General features: G+C 72.5%; 16 protein-coding genes and 1 pseudogene. 8 read left to right on the forward strand and 9 right to left on the reverse strand.

Features of this window, described 5'->3' with window-relative positions; all coding sequences use genetic code 11:
* Positions 1-86: 86 nt before the first annotated feature.
* Positions 87-2,858, forward strand: coding sequence for a DEAD/DEAH box helicase (locus tag ACZ64A_RS30005; protein ID WP_469814826.1), 2,772 nt, complete (start codon positions 87-89; stop codon positions 2,856-2,858).
* Between the two features lie 40 nt (positions 2,859-2,898).
* Here ACZ64A_RS30005 and ACZ64A_RS30010 read toward each other — a convergent pair.
* From ACZ64A_RS30010 to ssd, 7 genes and pseudogenes are all read right to left on the reverse strand, one after another.
* Positions 2,899-3,189, reverse strand: a pseudogene (locus ACZ64A_RS30010) (Rv3654c family TadE-like protein); the annotation flags it as partial.
* The gene (locus ACZ64A_RS30015; protein ID WP_469814828.1) at positions 3,186-3,515 is read right to left on the reverse strand and encodes a TadE family type IV pilus minor pilin; all 330 of its coding nucleotides are present in this window, start codon (positions 3,513-3,515) and stop codon (positions 3,186-3,188) included. The pseudogene ACZ64A_RS30010 and the gene ACZ64A_RS30015, both read right to left, overlap by 4 nt.
* Positions 3,516-3,549: 34 nt before the next feature.
* Positions 3,550-3,762, reverse strand: a complete 213-nt coding sequence (locus ACZ64A_RS30020) for a DUF4244 domain-containing protein (RefSeq protein ID WP_469814829.1) — start codon at positions 3,760-3,762, stop codon at positions 3,550-3,552.
* A 73-nt stretch (positions 3,763-3,835) separates the two neighbouring features.
* Positions 3,836-4,627: a type II secretion system F family protein gene (locus ACZ64A_RS30025; RefSeq protein ID WP_469814830.1), complete on the reverse strand. Its 792-nt coding sequence runs from the start codon at positions 4,625-4,627 to the stop codon at positions 3,836-3,838.
* 63 nt (positions 4,628-4,690) lie between these two features.
* Positions 4,691-5,626 (reverse strand): type II secretion system F family protein, encoded by a 936-nt coding sequence (locus ACZ64A_RS30030; protein WP_469814832.1) that lies wholly within the window; start codon positions 5,624-5,626, stop codon positions 4,691-4,693.
* Positions 5,619-6,845: a TadA family conjugal transfer-associated ATPase gene (locus tag ACZ64A_RS30035; protein ID WP_469814833.1), complete on the reverse strand. Its 1,227-nt coding sequence runs from the start codon at positions 6,843-6,845 to the stop codon at positions 5,619-5,621. The genes ACZ64A_RS30030 and ACZ64A_RS30035 overlap by 8 nt, the downstream gene beginning before the upstream one ends.
* Positions 6,842-7,954 (reverse strand): septum site-determining protein Ssd, encoded by a 1,113-nt coding sequence (gene ssd / locus ACZ64A_RS30040; RefSeq protein ID WP_469814834.1) that lies wholly within the window; start codon positions 7,952-7,954, stop codon positions 6,842-6,844. The genes ACZ64A_RS30035 and ssd overlap by 4 nt, the downstream gene beginning before the upstream one ends.
* 571 nt (positions 7,955-8,525) lie before the next feature.
* On the opposite strand from ssd, the gene ACZ64A_RS30045 reads away from it, so the two are divergent.
* Positions 8,526-9,359: an HAD family hydrolase gene (locus ACZ64A_RS30045; protein WP_469814836.1), complete on the forward strand. Its 834-nt coding sequence runs from the start codon at positions 8,526-8,528 to the stop codon at positions 9,357-9,359.
* 382 nt (positions 9,360-9,741) lie between these two features.
* Here ACZ64A_RS30045 and ACZ64A_RS30050 read toward each other — a convergent pair whose 3' ends face one another.
* Positions 9,742-10,566: a Fic family protein gene (locus ACZ64A_RS30050; protein WP_469814838.1), complete on the reverse strand. Its 825-nt coding sequence runs from the start codon at positions 10,564-10,566 to the stop codon at positions 9,742-9,744.
* Between the two features lie 101 nt (positions 10,567-10,667).
* On the opposite strand from ACZ64A_RS30050, the gene ACZ64A_RS30055 reads away from it, so the two are divergent.
* Positions 10,668-11,648 carry an ATP-binding protein gene (locus tag ACZ64A_RS30055; protein ID WP_469814839.1) on the forward strand — a complete coding sequence of 327 codons (981 nt, stop codon included), beginning with the start codon at positions 10,668-10,670 and terminating at the stop codon, positions 11,646-11,648.
* 50 nt (positions 11,649-11,698) lie between these two features.
* Here the strand turns inward: ACZ64A_RS30055 and ACZ64A_RS30060 are convergent, their stop codons facing one another.
* On the reverse strand, positions 11,699-12,979 hold the full coding sequence (locus ACZ64A_RS30060; RefSeq protein WP_469814840.1) for a polysaccharide deacetylase family protein: 1,281 nt from the start codon (positions 12,977-12,979) through the stop codon (positions 11,699-11,701).
* Between the two features lie 342 nt (positions 12,980-13,321).
* Here ACZ64A_RS30060 and ACZ64A_RS30065 point away from each other — a divergent pair, with 342 nt between their 5' ends.
* The 5 genes from ACZ64A_RS30065 (at position 13,322) to ACZ64A_RS30085 (ending at position 21,735) form a co-directional block, all read left to right on the forward strand.
* Positions 13,322-15,775, forward strand: coding sequence for a bifunctional SulP family inorganic anion transporter/carbonic anhydrase (locus ACZ64A_RS30065; protein ID WP_469814842.1), 2,454 nt, complete (start codon positions 13,322-13,324; stop codon positions 15,773-15,775).
* A 496-nt stretch (positions 15,776-16,271) separates the two neighbouring features.
* On the forward strand, positions 16,272-18,236 hold the full coding sequence (gene acs / locus ACZ64A_RS30070; RefSeq protein ID WP_469814844.1) for an acetate--CoA ligase: 1,965 nt from the start codon (positions 16,272-16,274) through the stop codon (positions 18,234-18,236).
* A 319-nt stretch (positions 18,237-18,555) separates the two neighbouring features.
* Positions 18,556-20,028, forward strand: coding sequence for a Na+/H+ antiporter NhaA (gene nhaA / locus ACZ64A_RS30075; protein ID WP_469814846.1), 1,473 nt, complete (start codon positions 18,556-18,558; stop codon positions 20,026-20,028).
* 235 nt (positions 20,029-20,263) lie between these two features.
* Positions 20,264-20,779 carry a phage holin family protein gene (locus tag ACZ64A_RS30080; protein ID WP_469814848.1) on the forward strand — a complete coding sequence of 172 codons (516 nt, stop codon included), beginning with the start codon at positions 20,264-20,266 and terminating at the stop codon, positions 20,777-20,779.
* Positions 20,776-21,735 carry an alpha/beta fold hydrolase gene (locus tag ACZ64A_RS30085; RefSeq protein WP_469814849.1) on the forward strand — a complete coding sequence of 320 codons (960 nt, stop codon included), beginning with the start codon at positions 20,776-20,778 and terminating at the stop codon, positions 21,733-21,735. The genes ACZ64A_RS30080 and ACZ64A_RS30085 overlap by 4 nt, the downstream gene beginning before the upstream one ends.
* Positions 21,736-21,830: the final 95 nt, after the last annotated feature.

The raw sequence follows: 21,830 nt of genomic DNA on the forward strand, positions 1-21,830 counted from the left end.
CCACGGATCCTCCAGCACCTTGCTATCGAGCGGTCGTCCCTCGGGACACCTCGGCTTGCAGCCCCAAGGACGGTTCGCCAGCCGCGATGGCATTCAATCACTTACCGGCAGGCGTGCACGACGCCTTGACTCCATTGTCCGTCACGCCAGTGACACACTCGGTGCCGATGGCCAAGAATCACCGATCCGATCTACCCGCCCCGGAACCCGTGTCCCGCCCGGCGCCGGGTGCTGTCCTGGGCAGACTCGCCTCGGGCCCGAACCGGGCGTCGCGCATCACTCATACGGAGCACTTGCCCCCGCGCGCGGGTCGCCATGCCGTCTGGCCCGACCGGATCCGCGCGGAGGTGATCTCGGCCGTGCGGGCCTGCGGGATCGAGCATCCGTGGGCCCACCAGGCCGAGGCCGCCGAGCACGCCCTGGACGGCGACTCGGTGGTGGTCGCCACCGGCACCGCCTCCGGCAAGTCCCTGGCCTACCTGGTCCCCGTTCTCTCCGCCCTGCTGGACGGCTCCGAGGCCCCGAACGGCCGCGGCGCCACCGCCCTGTACCTGTCCCCGACCAAGGCGCTTGCGGCGGACCAGTGCCGGTCCGTGAAGAATCTTTCACAGCCGCTCGGACACGCCGTGCGACCTGCCGTCTACGACGGCGACACGCCGTTCGAGGAACGCGAGTGGATCCGCCAGTACGGCAACTACGTGCTGACCAATCCCGACATGCTGCACCGCGGGATCCTGCCCTCCCACCCGCGCTGGGCCTCCTTCCTGAAGTCCCTGCGCTACGTCGTCATCGACGAGTGCCACACCTACCGGGGCGTCTTCGGCTCGCACGTCGCCCAGGTGCTGCGCCGACTGCGCCGGCTGTGCGCCCGCTACGGGTCCTCCCCGGTGTTCCTGATGGCCTCCGCGACCGCCGCCGAGCCCGCCGTGGCCGCTCAGCGGCTGACGGGCCTGCCGGTCGTCGAGGTGGCCGACGACGCCTCCCCGCGCGGAGAACTGGTGTTCGCTCTCTGGGAGCCCCCGCTCACCGAGATGCAAGGCGAGAAAGGTGCACCCGTTCGGCGTACCGCCACCGCCGAGACGGCCGATCTGCTCACCGACCTCGCCGTGCAGGGGATCCGCACGGTGGCCTTCGTACGCTCCCGGCGTGGCGCCGAGCTGATCTCGGTGATCACCCAGGAACGGCTCGCCGAAGTGGACCGCTCGCTCGCCCGGCGTGTCGCCGCCTACCGCGGCGGCTATCTGCCCGAGGAACGCCGCGCCCTGGAGCGCGCCCTGCACTCCGGCGAACTGCTCGGCCTCGCCGCGACGACCGCCCTCGAGCTCGGTGTGGACGTCTCCGGCCTGGACGCGGTCCTCATCGCCGGCTACCCCGGCACGCGTGCGTCCCTGTGGCAGCAGGCCGGCCGGGCGGGCCGCTCCGGTCAGGGCGCCCTCGCGGTGCTGATCGCCCGTGACGACCCACTGGACACCTTCCTCGTCCACCATCCCGAGGCCCTGTTCGACCGACCGGTGGAATCCACGGTCCTCGACCCCGACAACCCGTACGTGCTCGCCCCGCACCTGTGCGCCGCCGCGGCGGAACTGCCGCTGGTCGAGGACGACCTGAAACTGTTCGGCCCGTCCTGCGCCGACGTGCTTCCCCAGCTGGAGGCCGCCAGGCTGCTGCGCCGGCGGACGAAGGCCTGGCACTGGACCCGCCGCGAACGGGCCGCCGACCTCACCGACATCCGCGGGGCCGGCGGCCGCCCCGTCCAGGTCGTCGAGACCGGTACGGGCCGCCTCCTCGGCACCGTCGACGAGGCCGCCGCGCACGGCACCGTCCACGAGGGCGCCGTCCACCTCCACCAGGGCCGCACCTACCTCGTGCGCTCCCTGGACCTGGAGGACTCGGTCGCCCTGGTGGAACAGGCCAGCCCGCCGTATTCGACGGTCGCCCGCGACACCACCGCGATCTCCGTCCTGGAGACGGACACCGAGATCCCCTGGGGCGAGGGCCGCCTGTGCTACGGATCGGTGGAAGTCACCAACCAAGTGGTCTCCTTCCTGCGCCGCCGGCTCATCACCGGTGAAGTGCTCGGCGAGACGAAACTCGACCTGCCCCCGCGGACGCTGCGCACCCGCGCCGTGTGGTGGACGGTCACCGAGGACCAGCTGGACGCCGCCCGGATCACCCCGGAGATCCTCGGCGGCTCCCTGCACGCCGCCGAACACGCCTCCATCGGCATGCTGCCGCTGTTCGCGACCTGCGACCGCTGGGACATCGGCGGAGTCTCGGTACCGCTGCACCCCGACACGCTCCTGCCGACGGTCTTCGTCTACGACGGCCACCCCGGCGGCGCCGGCTTCGCGGAACGCGCCTTCCACACCGCCCGCGCCTGGCTCGCCGCCACCCGCGAGGCCATCGCCTCCTGCGAGTGCGAGGCCGGCTGCCCGTCCTGCATCCAGTCGCCCAAATGCGGCAACGGCAACGATCCGCTGCACAAACGGGGCGCCATCCGCCTGCTCACGACGCTCCTGCGCGGCGCACCGGAGGAGAAACCGGAAGCCGTGCCGGACGGGACGCCGAGGGAGACACCGCAGGGAGACCTTGAGGAGCCGGGCGAGCCGGGCGAGTCGCCGGGGGAGAGCCCGGTGGAGCTGCGGGTGGAGGAGTCGGTGGAGCCGCGGGGGGAGGACCCGGTGGAGCCGGTGGAGCAACCGGCGGAGACGCCAGGGGAGCCGCGCGAGGAGAGCCCAGGGGAGCCGCCGGAGGAGGGCCCGGTGGAGTGGCCGGCGGAGAGCCCGGGCGGGGAAGTTCCGCCGGGCTCGGCAGAGGGTCCGTCGGTGTCCGCGCCGCCGGGCCCGCTCTCGCCCTGATCTCGGCGGCGAACGGCGCCCGGCCCGACCCAGCCGTCACGTCCGAGGTCTCGCCGACGAGCGTGCACCGCACCAGCCGGGCACCCTGCGCCCGCGCGACACCGGCCGCCCGGGCGCAGGCCGCCGTGGCGCCCTCGGCCGAGTGGTCCGCCGCCGCGAGCGCCGCGAGGTCCGCGCCGCCGGCCGCGCGGTGCCGGGCCACGACGGCCTGCCCGAGCGCCAGCACGGCCGCGAACACCACGCACAGCACGGCGACCACACCGACGCTCCACACGGTCGCCGAGCCGCGGTCCGAGCCTGGAGGGCGCCACTCCCCCGCCCGCCGGCTCACCGCTGCACCCCCACCGTCTCCTCCGCCAACGCCACCGCCTCCTCGTGCAGTTCGAAGGACAGTCCGTGCAGCAGGGCGGGCTTGGCCGTGACGACCACCCGCACCTGGTCGCCCTCCCGGCCGACGGTGATCCGGGCGCCACGCGGAGCCGTGTCCCGCGCCACCCGGATCACCTCCTCGTCCGGGTCCTGGCGGGCGGCCGCTCGCGCTCCGGTCCGCGCCGCGTCCACGCACTGGACCTGCGCCGCGACCACGAGCAGCCCCCACACCAGGGCGGTGGCGAAGAGGACCAGCACCGGCAGGGCCACAGCCGTCTCCGCCGTCACGAACCCCCTGTCCCCGCCTGACACCCGCCGCCGTTCACACCGCCGCACCGAGCGCTCGATTCATCAGGGCCTGAAGCTGCGCGGAGACCGCCTCGCTCGTCGCCAGTTTGTAGAGCACGGTGGCGAACGCCACCGCCGCGACCACGCCGACCGCGTATTCGGAGGTGACCATTCCGGCGTCCCTCCGCCCCATCGCCCGAGCCCTGCCCAGCAGTACCCGCAGCCGTGCCTTCACTGCCTTGTACATCTCAACCCCCGTGAGGTTCCGTTCCGTTCGTCGATCCGTTCTGCGCCGTCCGTCCACCCGGTCCGTTCCGCCCTCAGCCACCCCCTTCCAGCAGGCCGCCCGCGAGTCCGATCACCACGGGCAGGACGCCGATCACGATGAACGCGGGCAGGAAGCACAGCCCCACCGGAGCGGTCACCATCACCGCCGCCCGTCTGGCCCGTTCCGTCGCCGTGCGCGTCCAGTCGGCCCGGGCGTCCGCGGCGAGCCGCGCGACGGGCTCCGCCGCCGGCAACCCGCTTTCATCGGCCCGCTCCAGCAGCCGGGCCAGCGCCGCGGCCCCGGGCAGCGCGGCCAATCGCCGCCAGGCGTCGGCCGGTTCGCCGCCGAGCCGCACTTCCGCCGCCCCGCGCGCCAGAGCCTGTCCGAGCGGGCCGCCCAGTGCTTCACCGACGGCATGAGCCGCGTCCACCGGGCCGGCGCCCGCCGTGATGCAGGCGGCCAGCAGGTCGGCGGCGAGGGGCAGTCGGCGCCCGGCATCCCGTAGTTCCCCCGCCGTGAGACCTGGGCCGGGAGCGGCCCTCGACTGCCGGTGGCGCCAGTACCCCAGCCCGGCCGCGGCGGCCACGCCGACGACGACTCCGGTGATCCCGCCGACGACGGCCCATCCCGCTCCTGCCACGGCCACCAAGGGCAGCAGACGCCCCCACGCACGGTCCGGCCGTGTCCGGCCGCCCACCGGCGCCGCCTCACGGGCCAGCAACCCGGTCAATCGCCTGCGCACCCGACGCTCGCGCCGCACCCGCTCCAGCCACCGCCCCGCTCCCACGAGACCCAGCACCAGGGCCAACACCGCCCCCAGCCTGTGGACAACCTCCGTGCTCACCACGCCCCACTCCTCTCGGCCCCACTCGCACTCCCATGCCTCACAGCTGCTCCTCACGGCGGCTCACACCGACTCCGCCGCCCCCACGATCCGCAGCGCCCACCACACGCCCGCCGCCTCCAGCAGCCCGCCGACGAGCAGGCAGCCGAGGCCCGCGCCGGTGTGCAGCAGCACCCGCAGCGGATCGGCGCCGAGCGCGGTGCCCAGGGCCAGGCCGAGGGCCGGCAGAGCGGCGAGCAGCACGGCGGTGGAGCGGGCGCCCGCCAACTGCGCACGCAGATCGGCGCGCTGGTCGCGTTCGGCCCGTAGACCCGCCTGGAGGCGGTCCAGTCCGGCCGCGAGACCCGCCCCCTGGTCCAAGGCCACCCGCCAGCAGGCGGCGAGCCCGAGCAGCCCGTCGGCGCCCGGCTGCCGGGCCGCCGTCGCCAGCGCGCCCGGCACGTCCCCGCCGAAGCGGGCCGCCGCCAGAACCGCGGCCCGGCCGTCCCCGAGACCACCGGACTCGCGTGACGCGCTCAGCAGCGCCTGACCCGGCTGACGGCCGGCACGCACCTCGCCGGCGAGCTCCGCACACAGCGCGATGACGGCGTCCCGCTGCTCTTCCCGCATGCACCGCGCCTGCGCGGCCAGCCGCGCCCGCCGCAGCAACGGCACCCCCGCCGCCCCCGCGGCGAGCGGCAGCAGCGAACCGCCCAGCAGGCCCAGCAGCGCTCCGGCGACCGCCGCCCACCACTCGGGGCGCCACCGCCCACGCAGCCGACGTAGCTCCTGGACGAGATCGGGCCAGGCGAGCGGCGCCACGGCCACCGATCCCCCGGCGGGCACCCATCCCCCGGCGGTCACTGCTCCTCCCATGGTCACCACACCCCCGCCCGCGAGCACCAGCCGTGCCCTCCGGGCCCCGAAGTGGTCACCGCCGACCAGCCAGGCCGCCATGGCCAGACAGGCCGTGGCGGCGGCCCAGGACGCCTGCACCACACCCCACGGCGTCTCACCCATCCGCGTCACCTCCCCGGCTGCCGGTCGCGTCCGGGCCCTCGTCAAAGGCGTCCCCGTGGCTCCCGAGCAGTCCCCGCAGCCGCTCCCAGCCGCGTTCGCGCATGAACGCCTCCCGGCTCCAGCGCAGGGCCGGCACGGTCCGCACCAGGCCGGACGGGTCCCGCTCCAGAACGTGCACCTCGGCGATCCGGCGCAGGCCGGCCCGGTCGCGTGCCAGGTGCAGGACGACCGACAGGGCGGCCGCCACCTGGCTGTGCAGGGCGGCCCGGTCGAGTCCGGCCGCCGTACCGAGCGCCTCCAGGCGGGCCGGGACGTCCGCGGCCGCGTTGGCGTGGACGGTCCCCGAGCCTCCTTCATGGCCCGTGTTGAGGGCGGCCAGCAGGTGCACGACCTCCGCCCCGCGCACCTCGCCGACGACCAGCCGGTCGGGCCGCATCCGCAGCGCCTGCCGCACCAGGTCCTCGAGGGTGACCAGCCCGGCGCCCTCCTGGTTGGCGGGTCTGGCCTCCAGGCGTACGACATGCGGGTGGTCCGGGCGCAGTTCGGCGGAGTCCTCGGCGAGGACGATGCGCTCGTCCGCCCCGACGAGACCGAGCAGCGCGCTCAGCAAGGTCGTCTTGCCGGTACCGGTGCCGCCGCTGATCAGGAAGGACAGCCGGGCCGCCAGCAGGGCGCGCAGCACCCGGTCCCCGCCGGGCGGCACGGTGCCCGCCGCGACCAGTTCACCGAGGGTGAAGGCGCGCGGCCGTACGACACGCAGGGACAGGCAGGTGCAGCCGACGGCGACCGGGGGCAGCACCGCGTGCAGCCGGGTGCCGTCGGGCAGCCGGGCGTCCGCCCAGGGGCGGGCGTCGTCCAGGCGCCGGCCGGCCACGGCGGCGAGGCGCTGCGCGAGACGTCGTACGGCGGCCGGGTCGGGGAAGGTGACGTCGGTCAGCTCCAGGCCGGTGCCGCGGTCCACCCAGACCCGGTCCGGCGCCGACACCAGGACATCGCTCACGGTCGGGTCGGCGAGCAGGGGTTCCAGTGGCCCGGCGCCGACCAGTTCCGAGCGCAGCCGCTCGGCCGCGCCGAGGACTTCCGCGTCGCCGAGGACGCGGCCCTGTTCGCGCAGCGCCTGCGCCACGCGCGCGGGGGTGGGCTCGGCCCCGCTGGCGGCCAGTCGCCGGCGCACGCCGTCCAGGAGTTCCGTTCCGGTCGTCGTATCCAGGCCGTTCATGCCGCACCCGCTTCGATGAGGGCGCGCTCCCAGAACCGGGTGCAGAACCGGGCCAGTGGGCCGCGTGCCGCCGCGCCCGGCGGCGCTTTGCCCTCGCCGGGGCGCAGCAGGGCCGATTCCAGGGGCACTTCACCGGCGAGGGGCAGCTGGAGCAGCCGTGCCACCTCGCGGTCGTCGAGGCCGGGTGCGTAGGGGCCGCGGACGGCGACCCGCAGGTCCTTCAGGACCATGCCGACGGCGGACGCGATCCGTCCGGCGGCGGCGACGGCCCGCAGTTCGGCGGGGACGACGAGCACGCCGATGTCGAGCTGGGCGAGGATTTCGGCGACACCGTCGTCGAGGCGGCGCGGCAGGTCGACGACGACCGTGCCGCCCCGGCGGCGGGCGGCGGCGAGCACGGCGCGCACGGCCTGCGGGGGAACGGCGACGCAGTCGCCGCGGTCCCAGCTGAGCACGCGCAAGGCGTGCAGTTCGGGCAGTGACTCCTCCAGGGCGCCACCGCCGACCCGGCCGCGTGAGGCGGCGAACGCCGGCCAGCGCAGGCCCTCGGTGCTCTCCCCGCCGAGGAGGACGTCGAGGCCGCCGCCCAGTGGATCGGCGTCGACCAGGAGGGTGCGCAGGCCCTCACGGGCTGAGGTGACGGCGAGCGCGCAGGCGAGTGTGGAGGCTCCCGCGCCGCCGCGCCCTCCGATCACGCCGACGGTGAGGGCGGGCCGGCCGACGCCTTCGGCGACGTCGGCGATCCGGTCCACCAGCCACTGTTCGCCGTCGGGCAGCATCAGGACGTGGTCGGCGCCGATCTCGACGGCTCGTTTCCACACCCCCGGGTCGTCCTGGTCGCGTCCGACGAGGACCACGCCGCGGCGGCGGGTGGCGGCGCGCACCCGGCCGGTGGCGTCGTCGCCGACCAGGACGAGCGGGGCGGCCTCCCAGCTGCCGCGTGGTTCCGGCACCCCGTGGTGCACTTCCGGTGTGGCGCCCGCGGCCGCGCACAGGCGCAGCAGGTCGTCGAGGAGCTCGGCGTCCTCGGTGACGATGAGCGGTCGGCCCTGGCGTCCCGAGGTGGCGGGCGGCGGGTCGTGTGTGACGGTTCCGGCCACGGTTTCCATCCCCCTTCACTGCATGGCGCGTGGGCTCTCGGGCCCCGCGATTCCCGAACGTGTGAAGAACCGGCATGCGGTCTCCATATGAACGGCCGACGGAAACCGGCCATACGCATCCGCCAATGGGAACCGGCCACGAACTCGGCGTGAGCGGAGGCGCTGGAATCACGGTGCAGCGAAGTCGGAAATCGTGTGGATCTTGGTGGATAACTGTGGACGGCTCAGGGGTTGTGAATATCGCCGTCACCCATACCGGTGACCCTTGTCCGGCGCCTGTGCGACTTTCCACAGCGCAGCCCGGGGGCTACCCACAGTAAACAGCCATGGGCATGACAGATCGTCCCTGCATCCGCCCACGTCGACGCAGGACAGTCACACAGAAAAGGGAGAAACCCACCCGGACATGCGACGACCCCCGCCGGGGGGGAGAGCGGGGGTCGTCTCCACGGCCGACTCGGGGGGGGAGGAGTCGGACCGGGTTAGCACGGTCGCGAACGATCCGTGACTTCCATGGTGTACCCGAGAGGCCTCTCAGGCAAACCCACACGCCCCACCTTACGCCGAATGGGCTGCCCCTATGCTCTGGGGCGTGGAAAACCACTCCTTGCCCCGCACAGCGGCCTTCTTTGACCTGGACAAGACGGTCATTGCGAAGTCGAGCACGCTCACCTTCAGCAAGTCGTTCTACCAGGGCGGACTGATCAACCGCCGCGCCGTCTTGCGGACCGCATATGCCCAGTTCGTGTTCCTGGCCGGCGGCGCCGACCACGACCAGATGGAGCGCATGCGCGCGTACCTGTCCGCGCTGTGCCGCGGCTGGAACGTGCGGCAGGTCAAGGAGCTCGTCGCCGAGACGCTGCACGACCTGATCGACCCGATCATCTACGACGAGGCTGCCTCCCTCATCGAGCAGCACCACACCGCCGGCCGCGACGTCGTGATCGTCTCCACCTCCGGCGCGGAGGTGGTCGAGCCGATCGGTGAGCTGCTCGGGGCGGACCGCGTGGTCGCCACGCGCATGGTCGTCGGTGACGACGGCTGCTTCACGGGCGAGGTGGAGTACTACGCCTACGGCCCGACGAAGGCGGAGGCGGTCAGGGAACTCGCCGCGTCCGAGGGCTACGACCTGACCCGCTGCTACGCCTACAGCGACTCGGCGACCGACCTGCCGATGCTGGAGGCCGTAGGCCATCCGCACGCCGTCAACCCGGACCGCGCCCTGCGCCGCGAGGCCCTCTCGCGCGGATGGCCGGTCCTGGACTTCCACCGCCCGGTGCGTCTCAAGCAGCGCATCCCGGGGCTCTCGGTCCCGCCGCGGCCGGCTCTGGTGGTGGCCGCGGCCATAGGTGCCGCGGCGGCCACGGCGGGCCTCGTCTGGTACGCGAGCAGGCGCCGCCCGGGCACGGCCTGACCTGGGCCAGTCCGGATTTCGAGTACACGGCGTCCGTTTACATACTGTTTGAGACCAAAAGTAAAAAGTGCAGGCAGGGGTTTCGTTTGCTCCCGGTCTGGAGTAAAAAGGACTCAACGGCCCGCGAGACCAAAGGACATCCGAGAGGATCACCTTTACGACGCATTTTGGCCCCACGGACCGAGCATGGACATCCAGCACCCACGCGACGTCGACCCGTCGATTACGGGCCAGCCGCACCAGGTGACGGGCAAAGTCCCCGGCCTGATGGGCACATATCGAGGACGCATGGTAACCGGGTGAACATGCCAGCGGCGGTACGAGTTCCTCGTACCGCCGCAACCCCTTTCGGCGCCCTGCCGGGCACCTGGCCTCTCGGCCGTCAGGCCGCTCCGCGCTGCAGCGCCTCACACACCGCCGTCGACTCGCGGGCGCCCAGCTCCACCGCGCGGCCGCAGTGCGCGATCCACGCCGCCACGCCGTCGGGCGTGCCGGAGACGTACCCGTCGAGCGCCGCGAGGTAGGCCGCTCGGCCCAGTTCGGCATGGCCCACCTCGGCCGGGCAGATCGCCTTGGGATCCAGACCGCTGCCGATCAGCACGATCCGCTCGGCCGTACGCGCGATCAGGCCGTTGTGGGAGGTGAACGGCCGCAGTGCGAGCAGCTCGCCGTGCACGACGGCCGCCGTCACCAGAGCGGGCGCGGAACTGCCCTTGATGATCAGGTCGGCGAGCCCCTCCAGACGCCCCGACACCTCGGCCGCGCCCGGCAGCGCCAGCTCCACCAGCGGCTCGTCGACGTCCTCGCCGGCCTGCCGCGGCCGTCCGACCCGGTCGTCGTCACTGGCGGCCGCCACCAGGTGCAGCCGGGCCAGCACCCGCAGCGGCGACTGCCGCCAGATCGACAGCAGCTGCCCCGCCTCGGCGGTCAGCCGCAACGCCGCGCCCACCACGCGTGCCTCGTCGTCACCACCGAAGTCGGTACGCCGGCGCACCTCCTCCAGCGCCCAGTCGGCGCCGGACAGCGCGGCGGAGCCGCGGGCGCCGCGCAGCGCCGCCTCGGAGGTGATCGCGGGACCGCGGCGGCGCATGATCCGGTGGCCGTAGACCCGGTCCACGGCCTTGCGTACGGATTCCACGGACTCGGGCACGCCGGGCAGGTCGCCCAGGGCGGCGAGAGGATCGGCGGTCGCGCCTGTCGTACTCATGGGTACGACAGTACGCACCCGGACCCCGCGCCCCACGAAGGAGTGGTCTTCTTCACGCAGGACGGCCACGCACAGCCATGAAGCCACTACGCTTGGTGAACATGAAAATTGCTTTCGTCGGGAAGGGCGGCAGCGGCAAGACCACCCTCTCCTCCCTCTTCATCCGCCACCTCGCGGCCACGGGTGCGCCGGTCATCGCCGTCGACGCCGACATCAACCAGCATCTCGGAGCCGCTCTCGGCCTCGACGAGACGGAGGCCGCGGCGCTGCCGGCCATGGGCGAGCACCTGCCGCTCATCAAGGAGTACCTGCGCGGCGGCAACCCCCGGATCGCCTCCGCCGAGACCATGATCAAGACGACGCCGCCGGGTGAGGGCTCCCGGCTGCTGCGGGTGCGGGAGGACAACCCGGTCTACGACACCTGCGCCCGGCCGGTGGAACTCGACGGCGGCGCCGTGCGTTTGATGGTCACCGGCCCTTTCACGGACGCCGACCTGGGGGTCGCCTGCTACCACTCCAAGACGGGAGCGGTGGAGCTGTGCCTGAACCACCTGGTGGACGGGCCCGGCGAGTACGTCGTGGTGGACATGACGGCGGGCTCGGACTCCTTCGCCTCCGGCATGTTCACCCGCTTCGACATGACGTTCCTCGTCGCCGAGCCCACCAGGAAGGGGGTCTCCGTCTACCGCCAGTACAAGGAGTACGCCCGCGACTTCGGCGTCGCGCTGAAGGTCGTCGGCAACAAGGTGCAGGGCCAGGACGACGTCGACTTCCTGCGCGCCGAGGCCGGCGACGACCTGCTCGTGACGGTGGGGCACTCGGACTGGGTGCGTGCCATGGAGAAGGGCCGTCCGCCGCGGTTCGACCTCCTGGAGGACGCCAACCGTCGCGCGCTGCACCAGTTGCAGTCGGCCGCCGACGCGACCTACGCGCAGCGCGACTGGGCGCGCTACACCCGGCAGATGGTGCACTTCCATCTGAAGAACGCTCAGTCCTGGGGCAACGCGCGCACCGGGGCCGACCTGGCGGCGCAGATCGACCCCGGTTTCGTGCTCGGCGAGGAGATCGCCGCGGCTGTGTGAGCAAGCCCGAGGGCCCTCACACAGCCGCACGCTTGGCGTATGCGCTCCGGCTACGACTTGGCCGCCGGCGCCCCGGGGACCCCCTTGGGCGCCGGTGCCGGGCGGCCGCTGAGGAAGGACGCCCAGCCCTGCTTCGGGGCCTCGCCGACCTCCAGGCTGCGCAGCTTGGCCAGGGTCTGCGGGTCCTGGGCGTCCAGCCAGTCGGCGAGCTGATGGAAGGACACGCAGCGCACGTCGGGCTTGTTGCAGACCTCCTTGACGACGTCCTCGACGGCGCGCATGTAGGTGCGGCCGTTCCAGGACTCGAAGTGGTTACCGATGATCAGAGGAGCGCGGTTGCCGTCGTAGGCGCGCTCGAAGCCCTTGAGCAGGCCGTCGCGCATCTGGTCGCCCCAACGGTCGTACATGCTCGGGTCGCCCTGGGTCTGGGTGCCGGACTGGTTGACCATGAAGTTGTAGTCCATGGTCAGCTGCTCGTAGGAGTGGCCGGGGAAGGGCACCAGCTGCATGGACAGGTCCCACAGGCCCTCCTTCTTGCCGGGCCAGACCTGGTTGTTCACGCCGCTGGTGTCGTAGCGGAAGCCCAGTTCACGGGCGGCCTTCATGAAGTTCTTCTGGCCCTCCAGGCACGGGGTGCGGGCGCCGATCAGCTCCTTGTCGTAGTCGAAGGGCAGCGGCGCCGCCTTCGTCATCCCCGTGTTGGTCTTCCAGGACTTCACGAACTGCTTGGCCTGGGCGATCTCGTCCTTCCACTCGTCGACCGACCACTCGCCCACTCCGCCGTCCTTGCCGCAGAAGTGGCCGTTGAAGTGAGTGCCGATCTCGTTGCCCTCCAGCCAGGCCAGGCGCAACTGCTTGACGGTGTCGGCGATTCCCTGGTTGTCGTTGAAGCCGATGTCGGAGCGGCCCGGTGAGTGCTGCGGGGGCCGGTACAGGTCACGCTTGTCCTCGGGCAGCATGTACACGCCGCTGAGGAAGAACGTCATCGTGGCGTGGTTGGCCCGGGCGACTTCGCGGAAGTGTGAGAAGAGCTTCTGGCTGTCCTCACCGGCGCCGTCCCAGGAGAACACCACGAACTGCGGAGGCTTCTGCCCCGGCTTCAGCCGCTCGGGCCTGGGCAGATGGGGCTGCGCCCCGGTGTAGGCGGTGGAGCCGTCGCCGATGAGCCGGACCGTGCCCTTGGGGGCGGCGGCGGGCTTGTTCTTCTGCGGGCCGGAGGCCCCTGCGTGCTCCCCGCTGGACCCACCGGTTCCCATCGTGCAACCGGCCAGCGATGCGGCAACGGCCGCGGCGGCAACGGCGCCTGCGGCGATCCTCTGGGTGGCGGCCATCTTCCGCCCACCTTCTTCCTTCTCTCAGGCCAACGCCGATGAGGGCGTCTTGACGGTGCGCGGCCGAGGCCCGGGCCGGGCTCAGCCGACGCGCCGTCAAGGTCGCACGGGGCCGAGACGGAATTAGTACGACAAGCCGATGAAAAGCTCACTTCCCCCCGGAGAGTGAATTCTTGGCCCATTTGCGCCGAATACCCATGCTTGTTCTTTACTTTGCATTACGATTCATTTACTCGTTGTTGGTACATCCCGCCGCTGCACTCGTGACCCACGGCCGCGACCGGCTCCGCGCTCGACCGCATGCCGGCTCCGCGACCGCGCTGCCCCGAAGGAGACGGGAACATGTCAGCCTGCACCCCAGCCCGAGCGGACCACACGGCGCGCACCGAGCGCGTCCACCCGCCGCACAGCCCGCCGCCCGCCCCGCGCCGCCGTTTCCCGCTCGCCGGGGCGGATGTGTCCGCATCCATCGCGGTGTTCCTCATCGCACTGCCCCTGTCGCTCGGCATCGCCCTCGCCACCGGCGCGCCCTTGCAGGCCGGTCTGGTCGCCGCCGCCGTGGGCGGTCTCGTCGCCGGCCGCCTGGGCGGGTCCCCGCTTCAGGTCAGCGGCCCCGCCGCCGGTCTCACCGTCGTCACCGCCGACCTCATCCACCACTACGGCTGGCGGGCGACCTGCGCCATCACCGTCCTCGCCGGAGCGGCTCAACTCGGCCTCGGCTGCCTGCGGGTGGCCCGCTCCGCCCTGGCCGTGAGCCCCGCCATCGTGCACGGCATGCTCGCCGGCATCGGCGTCACCATCGCCGTCGCCCAGCTGCACATCGTTCTCGGCGGCAGCCCGCAGAGCTCGGTCCTCGCCAACCTCCGGTCCCTGCCCGCACAGTTGGCCGGACTTCAGCCCGCCGCCGTGACCGTGAGCGTGCTGACCCTGGCGGTACTGCTGCTGTGGCCACGGCTGCCCGGCCGGACCGGACGCCTGCTGCGCACGCTCCCCGCGCCCCTCGTCGCGGTCGCCGCCGGCACCGCGGCCGCCGCCCTCGGCGGGCTCACCCTGCCCAGAGTCGACCTGCCGTCCTGGCGCAGTCATGCCCTGCCGGTGCTGCCCGAGGGCCCGGTGCCCGGCCTGATCGCCGCCGTGCTCACCATCACCCTCGTGTGCAGCGTGCAGTCGCTGCTCGGCGCGGTCGCCGTGGACAAGCTGGTCGCCTCCCGCCCCGGGCCCGGCCCCCGCGTCCACCGCTCGGACCTGGACCGCGAACTGCTCGGGCAGGGCGCCGCGAACATCGTCTCCGGGGCGCTCGGCGGCCTGCCTGTCGCCGGGGTGGCCGTGCGCAGCACGGCGAATGTGCGCGCGGGTGCCGAGAGCCGGAACTCCACGATGCTGCACGGCGTTCTCGTAGTGGTCGCCGCGCTGCTGATGGTCCCGATCCTGGAGCTGATCCCGCTCGCCTCGCTCGCCGCCCTGGTGATGGCCGTCGGCATCCAGATGGTGTCCCTGCACCACATCCGCACGGTGACCCGGCACCGGGAAGCGGTGGTGTACGCCGTCACCACCCTCGGCGTGGTGCTCCTCGGCGTCCTCCAGGGCGTGGCGCTGGGGATCGCCGTGGCCGTCGCCGTCGCCCTGAACCGCCTCGCCCACACCCGCATCACGCACGACGAGAGGAAGGGAGTCCATCACGTACGCGTCCGGGGGCAGTTGACGTTCCTCGCGGTACCACGGCTCAGCCGGGCCCTGCATCTCGTCCCTCAAGGTGCCGAAGTCGTCGTGGAGCTCGACGGCTCCTTCATGGACCACGCCGCGTACGAGTCCCTGCAGGACTGGCAGAAGACACACACCGCCCAGGGCGGCACCGTCGAGGTGACCGGCCGCCGCCCCGGCGTCCCCCAGGCCCCCGAGGCCGTCACCGCGATGGCGGCCGGCACCAGACAGACGCCCGGCGGTACGGCAGCAACAGCCACGGGCTGCCGCTGCCGGCCCTGGACACCGTGGCGCAACCATCAGTGCGCGGTGCCGCTCACCGTGCCGCCGAGCGAGACGCCTGGCGCGGAGCAGTCGGGCGACGCACCGGTCACCGTGGCGCCCGCGGACGGAACCCGCGCCTCCGGGCCGGGCGATGCCTACCAGCTCAGCCACGGGATCAGCGCCTTCCAGCGCAACACCGCGCCACTGGTCCGGGAGGAGCTGGCGCGGCTGGCGCGGGAGGGGCAGCGGCCGTCGCAGCTCTTCCTCACCTGCGCCGACTCGCGCCTGGTCACGTCGATGATCACTTCCAGTGGTCCGGGTGACCTGTTCGTGGTGCGCAACGTCGGCAACCTCGTGCCGCCGCCGGGCGCGGAGGGTGGGGACGACTCGGTGGCGGCGGCCATCGAGTACGCGGTGGAGGTGCTGAAGGTCCGGTCGGTGACCGTGTGCGGGCACTCCGGCTGCGGCGCCATGCAGGCACTGCTCGGCAGCGAGCCGGGGGCCGCGCAGACGCCGCTGAAGCGGTGGCTGCGGCACGGGCTGCCGAGCCTGGAGCGGGTGGCCGACGACGGCCGGCCCCGGCCACGGCTGGCCGGCCGGCTGCCCGCCGACCAGCTGGAGCGGCTGTGCCTGGCCAACGTCATGCAGCAGTTGGAGCACCTGCGCTCCCACACGTCCGTGGCCCGGGCGCTGCGGGAAGGGACCCTGGAGCTGCACGGAATGTACTTCGACGTGGGCGAGGCACAGGCGTACCTGCTCACCGGGGCGGATGTCGGGGAGGAGACGGGGCAGCGATTCGAGCGGGTCGCGGCGGCCGGGGTGCCGGGGTGAGGCCGTCCCTGGTCAGCCCGTCGGGGTGAGGCCGACGCGGGTGAGCCGGACGGGGTGAGGCCGACGCGGGCGCGTCGGACGCGGTGAGGTCGACGCGGGCGCGTCGGACGCGGTGAGTCCGGCGCGGGCGCGTCGGACGCGGTGAGGCCGTCAGGGGGCGGCCGTCCGCCCCCCGGTGACCCCGTCTCAGGCGGGCCCGTCTCGGTCGCCCCGAGCCCGGCGGCCCCGGCGCCGGGTCTGCGTCGGAGCAGATCCGACAGCTCGGCGGAAGCCCGTATCGGCGTATGGATCGCATGCGTCAACGGGCCGGCCGCGCTCGGTTGCGAGCAGAATGCCGTGGGTAGGCGCGACCCTCGGGGGGAGAACCTCCGAGGGCCGTGGCCCGTGACCCGGGCGTGAACGGGTGACAGGATGCCGGAAGGGGTTGACCAGCCCCGTCGACCCCTCGGAGAATCAAGGGCGTTGATTGGTCTAAACCACTTTGGACGGTGTTCGGATGGCAACCAACGAAAGTCCTTCCCTCTCGAACCTCCTCAAGGAGGAGCGTCGCTTCTCGCCGCCTGCCGAGCTCGCCGCGCACGCCAACGTCACGGCCGAGGCGTATGAGCAGGCCAAGGCCGACCGGCTCGGCTTCTGGGCGGAGCAGGCCCGTCGGCTGAGCTGGGCCAAGGAGCCGACCGAGACGCTGGACTGGTCGAACCCGCCGTTCGCGAAGTGGTTCAAGGACGGGCAGCTCAACGTCGCGTACAACTGCGTCGACCGCCATGTCGAGGCCGGCAACGGCGACCGGGTCGCCATCCACTTCGAGGGCGAGCCCGGCGACAGCCGCGCGATCACCTACGCCGAGCTCAAGGACGAGGTCTCCAAGGCCGCCAACGCCCTGCTGGAGCTGGGCGTGCGCAAGGGCGACCGGGTCGCGATCTACATGCCGATGATCCCGGAGACGGCGATCGCCATGCTCGCCTGCGCCCGGATCGGCGCCGCGCACTCGGTGGTCTTCGGCGGCTTCTCCGCCGACGCGCTCGCGACGCGCATCCAGGACGCGGACGCGCGCGTGGTCATCACCTCCGACGGCGGCTACCGGCGCGGCAAGCCGTCCGCGCTCAAACCCGCCGTGGACGAGGCGGTCGGCCGCGTGGACAACGTCGACCACGTGGTCGTCGTCCGCCGTACGGGCCAGGACGTCGCCTGGGCCGAGGGCCGGGACGTGTGGTGGCACGAGGTGGTGGACCGGCAGAGCACCGAGCACACGCCGGAGGCGTTCGACGCCGAGCACCCGCTGTTCATCCTGTACACGTCCGGTACGACGGGGAAGCCGAAGGGCATCCTGCACACCTCCGGCGGCTACCTCACCCAGACCGCGTACACGCACTGGGCGGTCTTCGACCTCAAGCCGGAGACGGACGTCTACTGGTGCACCGCCGACGTCGGCTGGGTCACCGGCCACTCGTACATCGTCTACGGCCCTCTGGCCAACGGCGCGACGCAGGTGATGTACGAGGGCACGCCGGACACCCCGCATCAGGGCCGGTTCTGGGAGATCGTGCAGAAGTACAAGGTCACGATCCTGTACACCGCCCCGACGGCGATCCGTACGTTCATGAAGTGGGGCGACGACATCCCCGCGAAGTTCGACCTGTCCAGCCTGCGCGTGCTGGGCTCGGTGGGCGAGCCGATCAACCCCGAGGCGTGGATCTGGTACCGCAAGAACATCGGCGCGGACGCCACCCCGGTCGTGGACACCTGGTGGCAGACCGAGACCGGCGCGATGATGATCTCGCCGCTGCCCGGCGTCACCGCCGCCAAGCCCGGTTCCGCGCAGACCCCGCTGCCCGGCATCAGCGCGACCGTCGTCGACGACGAGGCGAACGAGGTGCCGAACGGCGGCGGCGGCTATCTGGTGCTCACCGAGCCGTGGCCGTCGATGCTGCGCACGATCTGGGGCGACGACCAGCGGTTCATCGACACCTACTGGTCGCGCTTCGAGGGCAAGTACTTCGCCGGTGACGGCGCGAAGAAGGACGACGACGGCGACATCTGGCTGCTGGGCCGGGTGGACGACGTCATGCTGGTCTCCGGCCACAACATCTCCACCACCGAGGTGGAGTCCGCGCTGGTCTCTCACCCGGCGGTGGCCGAGGCGGCCGTCGTCGGCGCCGCCGACGAGACGACCGGGCAGGCGATCGTCGCCTTCGTGATCCTGCGCGGGACGGCGTCCGAGAACGACAGCCTGGTCGACGAGCTGCGGGCCCACGTCGGCGCCACGCTCGGCCCGATCGCCAAGCCCCAGCGCATCCTTCCGGTGGCGGAGCTGCCCAAGACCCGCTCCGGGAAGATCATGCGCCGGCTGCTGCGGGACGTGGCGGAGAACCGGCAGCTCGGTGACGTCACCACCCTCACGGACTCCACGGTCATGGACCTGATCCAGGCGAAGCTGCCGCAGGCCCCGAGCGAGGACTGACCGCGGGACGATACGCGGGACGGAATGCGGGACCGGTCGCAGGACTGACCGGTCGGAGGACTGACCGGCCGCAGGACTGACCGGCCGAGGACACGGGCACCCGGAGAGCAGCGCGCTGGGTGCCCGTGCCGTACCCACCCGCCCCCGTACCCGGGGGGTGCTTCGGTTCCGGATGCCTTCGGATCGCCGCTTAGGTAAACTAAACAAAGCGTCACGGACAAGTGTCACTGACGCCACGATCCGCATCAGGATCACCAAGGTGCGCCGGGAAGTCTGGTCGGCATGCGTTCAGCCCTGCCCACCGACCGGAGGTCCCCCCGTGACCGCGCCCCGCCCCGCCACCGCCCGCAAGGTCCTCGGCCGGATGTCGCTGCCGGAGCGGACCTTCGTCGCGGACGCGCTGCGCACCGAGACCGTCGGCGGAGTCCTGCTCCTCCTCGCCGCGATCACCGCGTTGGTCTGGGCGAACATCCCGGCTCTGCAGGACAGCTACCACAGCGTCAGTCACTTCCGCTTCGGCCCGTCGGCGCTCGGGCTGGACCTGTCCGTGGCGCACTGGGCCGCCGACGGGCTGCTGGCGGTCTTCTTCTTCGTCGCCGGGATCGAGCTCAAGCGCGAGCTGGTCGCCGGCGATCTGCGCGACCCGAAAGCAGCCGCACTGCCCGTCGCCGCTGCCCTGTGCGGCATGGCCGTGCCCGCGCTCGTCTACGTGATCAGCAACCTCACCGGTGGCGGCTCGTTCGGCGGCTGGGCGGTGCCGACCGCCACCGACATCGCGTTCGCCCTCGCCGTGCTCGCCGTCATCGGCACCTCGCTGCCGAGTGCGCTGCGCGCCTTCCTGCTCACCCTCGCCGTCGTCGACGACCTCTTCGCGATCCTGATCATCGCGGTCTTCTTCACCGACCGGATCGACTTCGCCGCGCTCGGCGGCGCGGTCGTCGGTCTCGCCGTCTTCTGGCTGCTGCTGCGCCGGGGCGTGCGCGGCTGGTACGTGTACGTGCCGCTCGCGGTGGTGATCTGGGGGCTGATGTACAACAGCGGCATCCACGCCACCATCGCCGGCGTCGCGATGGGCCTGATGCTGCGCTGCACCACCCGTGACGGCGAGCGGCACTCGCCCGGCGAGCAGATCGAGCACCGGGTGCGGCCGCTGTCGGCGGCCCTCGCGGTGCCGCTCTTCGCCCTGTTCAGCGCCGGAGTGTCGATCACCCCGCAGGCGCTCGGTGACGTCTTCACCAAGCCGGAGACCCTCGGCGTCGTCCTCGGGCTGGTCGTCGGCAAGACGATCGGCATCTTCGGCGGCACCTGGCTGACCGCCCGGTTCACCCGGGCCTCCCTCAGCGACGACCTGGCCTGGGCGGACGTCTTCGCGGTGGCGTCGCTCGCCGGGATCGGCTTCACGGTCTCGCTGCTGATCGGGGAGCTGGCCTTCGCAAGCGACGCGCTTCTCACGGACGAGGTGAAGGCCGCCGTACTGACCGGTTCGGTGATCGCGGCGGCCGCGGCGACGGTGCTGTTGAAGATCCGCAACGCCAGGTACCGGCGGCTGGTCGAGGTCGAGGAGCGCGACGAGGACCTCGACGGCATCCCGGACATCTACGAGGAGGACGACCCGGAGTACCACCTGCGCATGGCCGCCCTCTACGAGCGCAAGGCCGCGGAACACCGCCGGACCGCCGAGGAGAAGGCCGCGGAGCGGAGCGGCACCGCCGGGGGCCGGCCCGGCGAGGAGCACACGGAGGATCCCCGTACGGCCGGGGGAGGGCCCGCCCGGGACCGCCGTACGCGGTGAAGCGGCCCGGCCAAGGGACCGCCGTACCCCCGTGAACCAGCCCCCCGCGCGGGACCGCCGTACCGCCGGTGGGGAGCGTGTCGCGCGGCGCGCGGTAGGCGAAGTGGCGGGCGGGGAAGGCGAGGAGGACGACCGTCCGGCATGATCTGACGGGACGGTACAAAAGACGGGAACCGACGCAGTCCGCGGACACGTCAGGCGGATACGGACCCGAACGCGAGAGAGGGAGACCGCGATGAGCGCACCCGACGGCAGCCCGGTCGGTGCCGAACGCAGCATCGGCCAGCTGTTCGCCTCCGCGACGACCGAGATGTCGGCGCTGGTGCACGACGAGATCGCGCTGGCGAAGGCGCAGCTCAAGCAGGACGTCAAGAAGGGCGCGGTGAGCGGCGGCGCGTTCAGCGTGGCCGGCGCGGTGCTCGTGTTCTCACTGCCGATGCTGAACTTCGCCCTCGCCTACGGCATCCACGCCTGGACCGGCGGCCACAACGGTCAGGACGGCTGGAACCTCGGCTGGTGCTTCCTGCTGTCCTTCGCCGCCAACGTCCTGATCGCGGGGCTGCTCGCGCTGATCGGCGTCGTCTTCGCCAAGAAGGCGAAGAAGAGCAAGGGCCCGCAGAAGGTCGCCGCGTCCATGAAGGAGACGGCGGGCGTCCTGCAGAACGCCAAGCCGCACCCGCGCCCCGAGGTGCCGGCGCTGGAGGACCGCAAGCCCGAGGCCATCGAGGCTGTGGCACGCTCGTCCTCATGACGGACCCCGCCACCCCCTCGGCCCAGCCGCAGCCGGCCGCCTCGGACGTACGCATCGGCATCCCCGGCGGCAGACGAGTGAAGCACCGGGACGTCGCCGCCAACGGCGCGCGTTTCCACATCGCGGAACTCGGCGACGGCCCGCTGGTCATGCTGGTGCACGGCTTCCCGCAGTTCTGGTGGACCTGGCGGCACCAGCTGACCGCGCTGGCCGACGCCGGGTACCGGGCCGTCGCCATGGACCTGCGCGGCGTCGGCGGCAGCGACCGCACGCCCCGTGGCTACGACCCGGCCAACCTCGCACTCGACATCACCGGCGTGATCCGCTCCCTGGGCGAGCCGGACGCCGCGCTGGTCGGCCACGACCTGGGCGGCTACCTCGCCTGGACGGCGGCCGTGATGCGCCCGAAGCTGGTCCGACGGCTCGTGGTCGCGTCCATGCCGCATCCACGGCGCTGGCGCTCGGCCATGCTCGCCGACGTCCGGCAGTCCCGGGCCGGCTCGCACATCTGGGGCTTCCAGCGGCCGTGGATCCCCGAACGGCAGCTCACCGCCGACGACGGCGCTCTGGTCGGACGGCTGATCCGGGACTGGTCCGGGCCGCGCCTGCCGGAGGACGAGGCGGTGGAGACGTACCAGCGCGCGATGTGCATCCCCTCCACGGCGCACTGCTCGGTGGAGCCCTACCGCTGGCTCGTGCGCTCGCTGGGCCGTCCGGACGGCGTCCAGTTCTACCGGCGGATGAAGCGGCCCGTGCGCGTGCCGACGCTGCACCTGCACGGCTCGCTCGACCCGGTGATGCGCACCCGCAGCGCCGCCGGCTCCGGCGAGTATGTCGAAGCGCCGTACCGCTGGCGTCTGTTCGACGGACTCGGACACTTCCCGCATGAGGAGGATCCGGTCGCATTCTCCACCGAACTGGTCAACTGGCTGAAGGATCCCGAACCCGATCGGTGACGCAATGATCGCGCCCGGTATCCGGTGGCGAACTCCTGTACTTCGAACGGCCACTTGCCGCCCGCATAGGCCAATTGAGGGGCCGTGAGGCGGTT

The organism is Streptomyces sp. NPDC104814 (assembly GCF_055583185.1).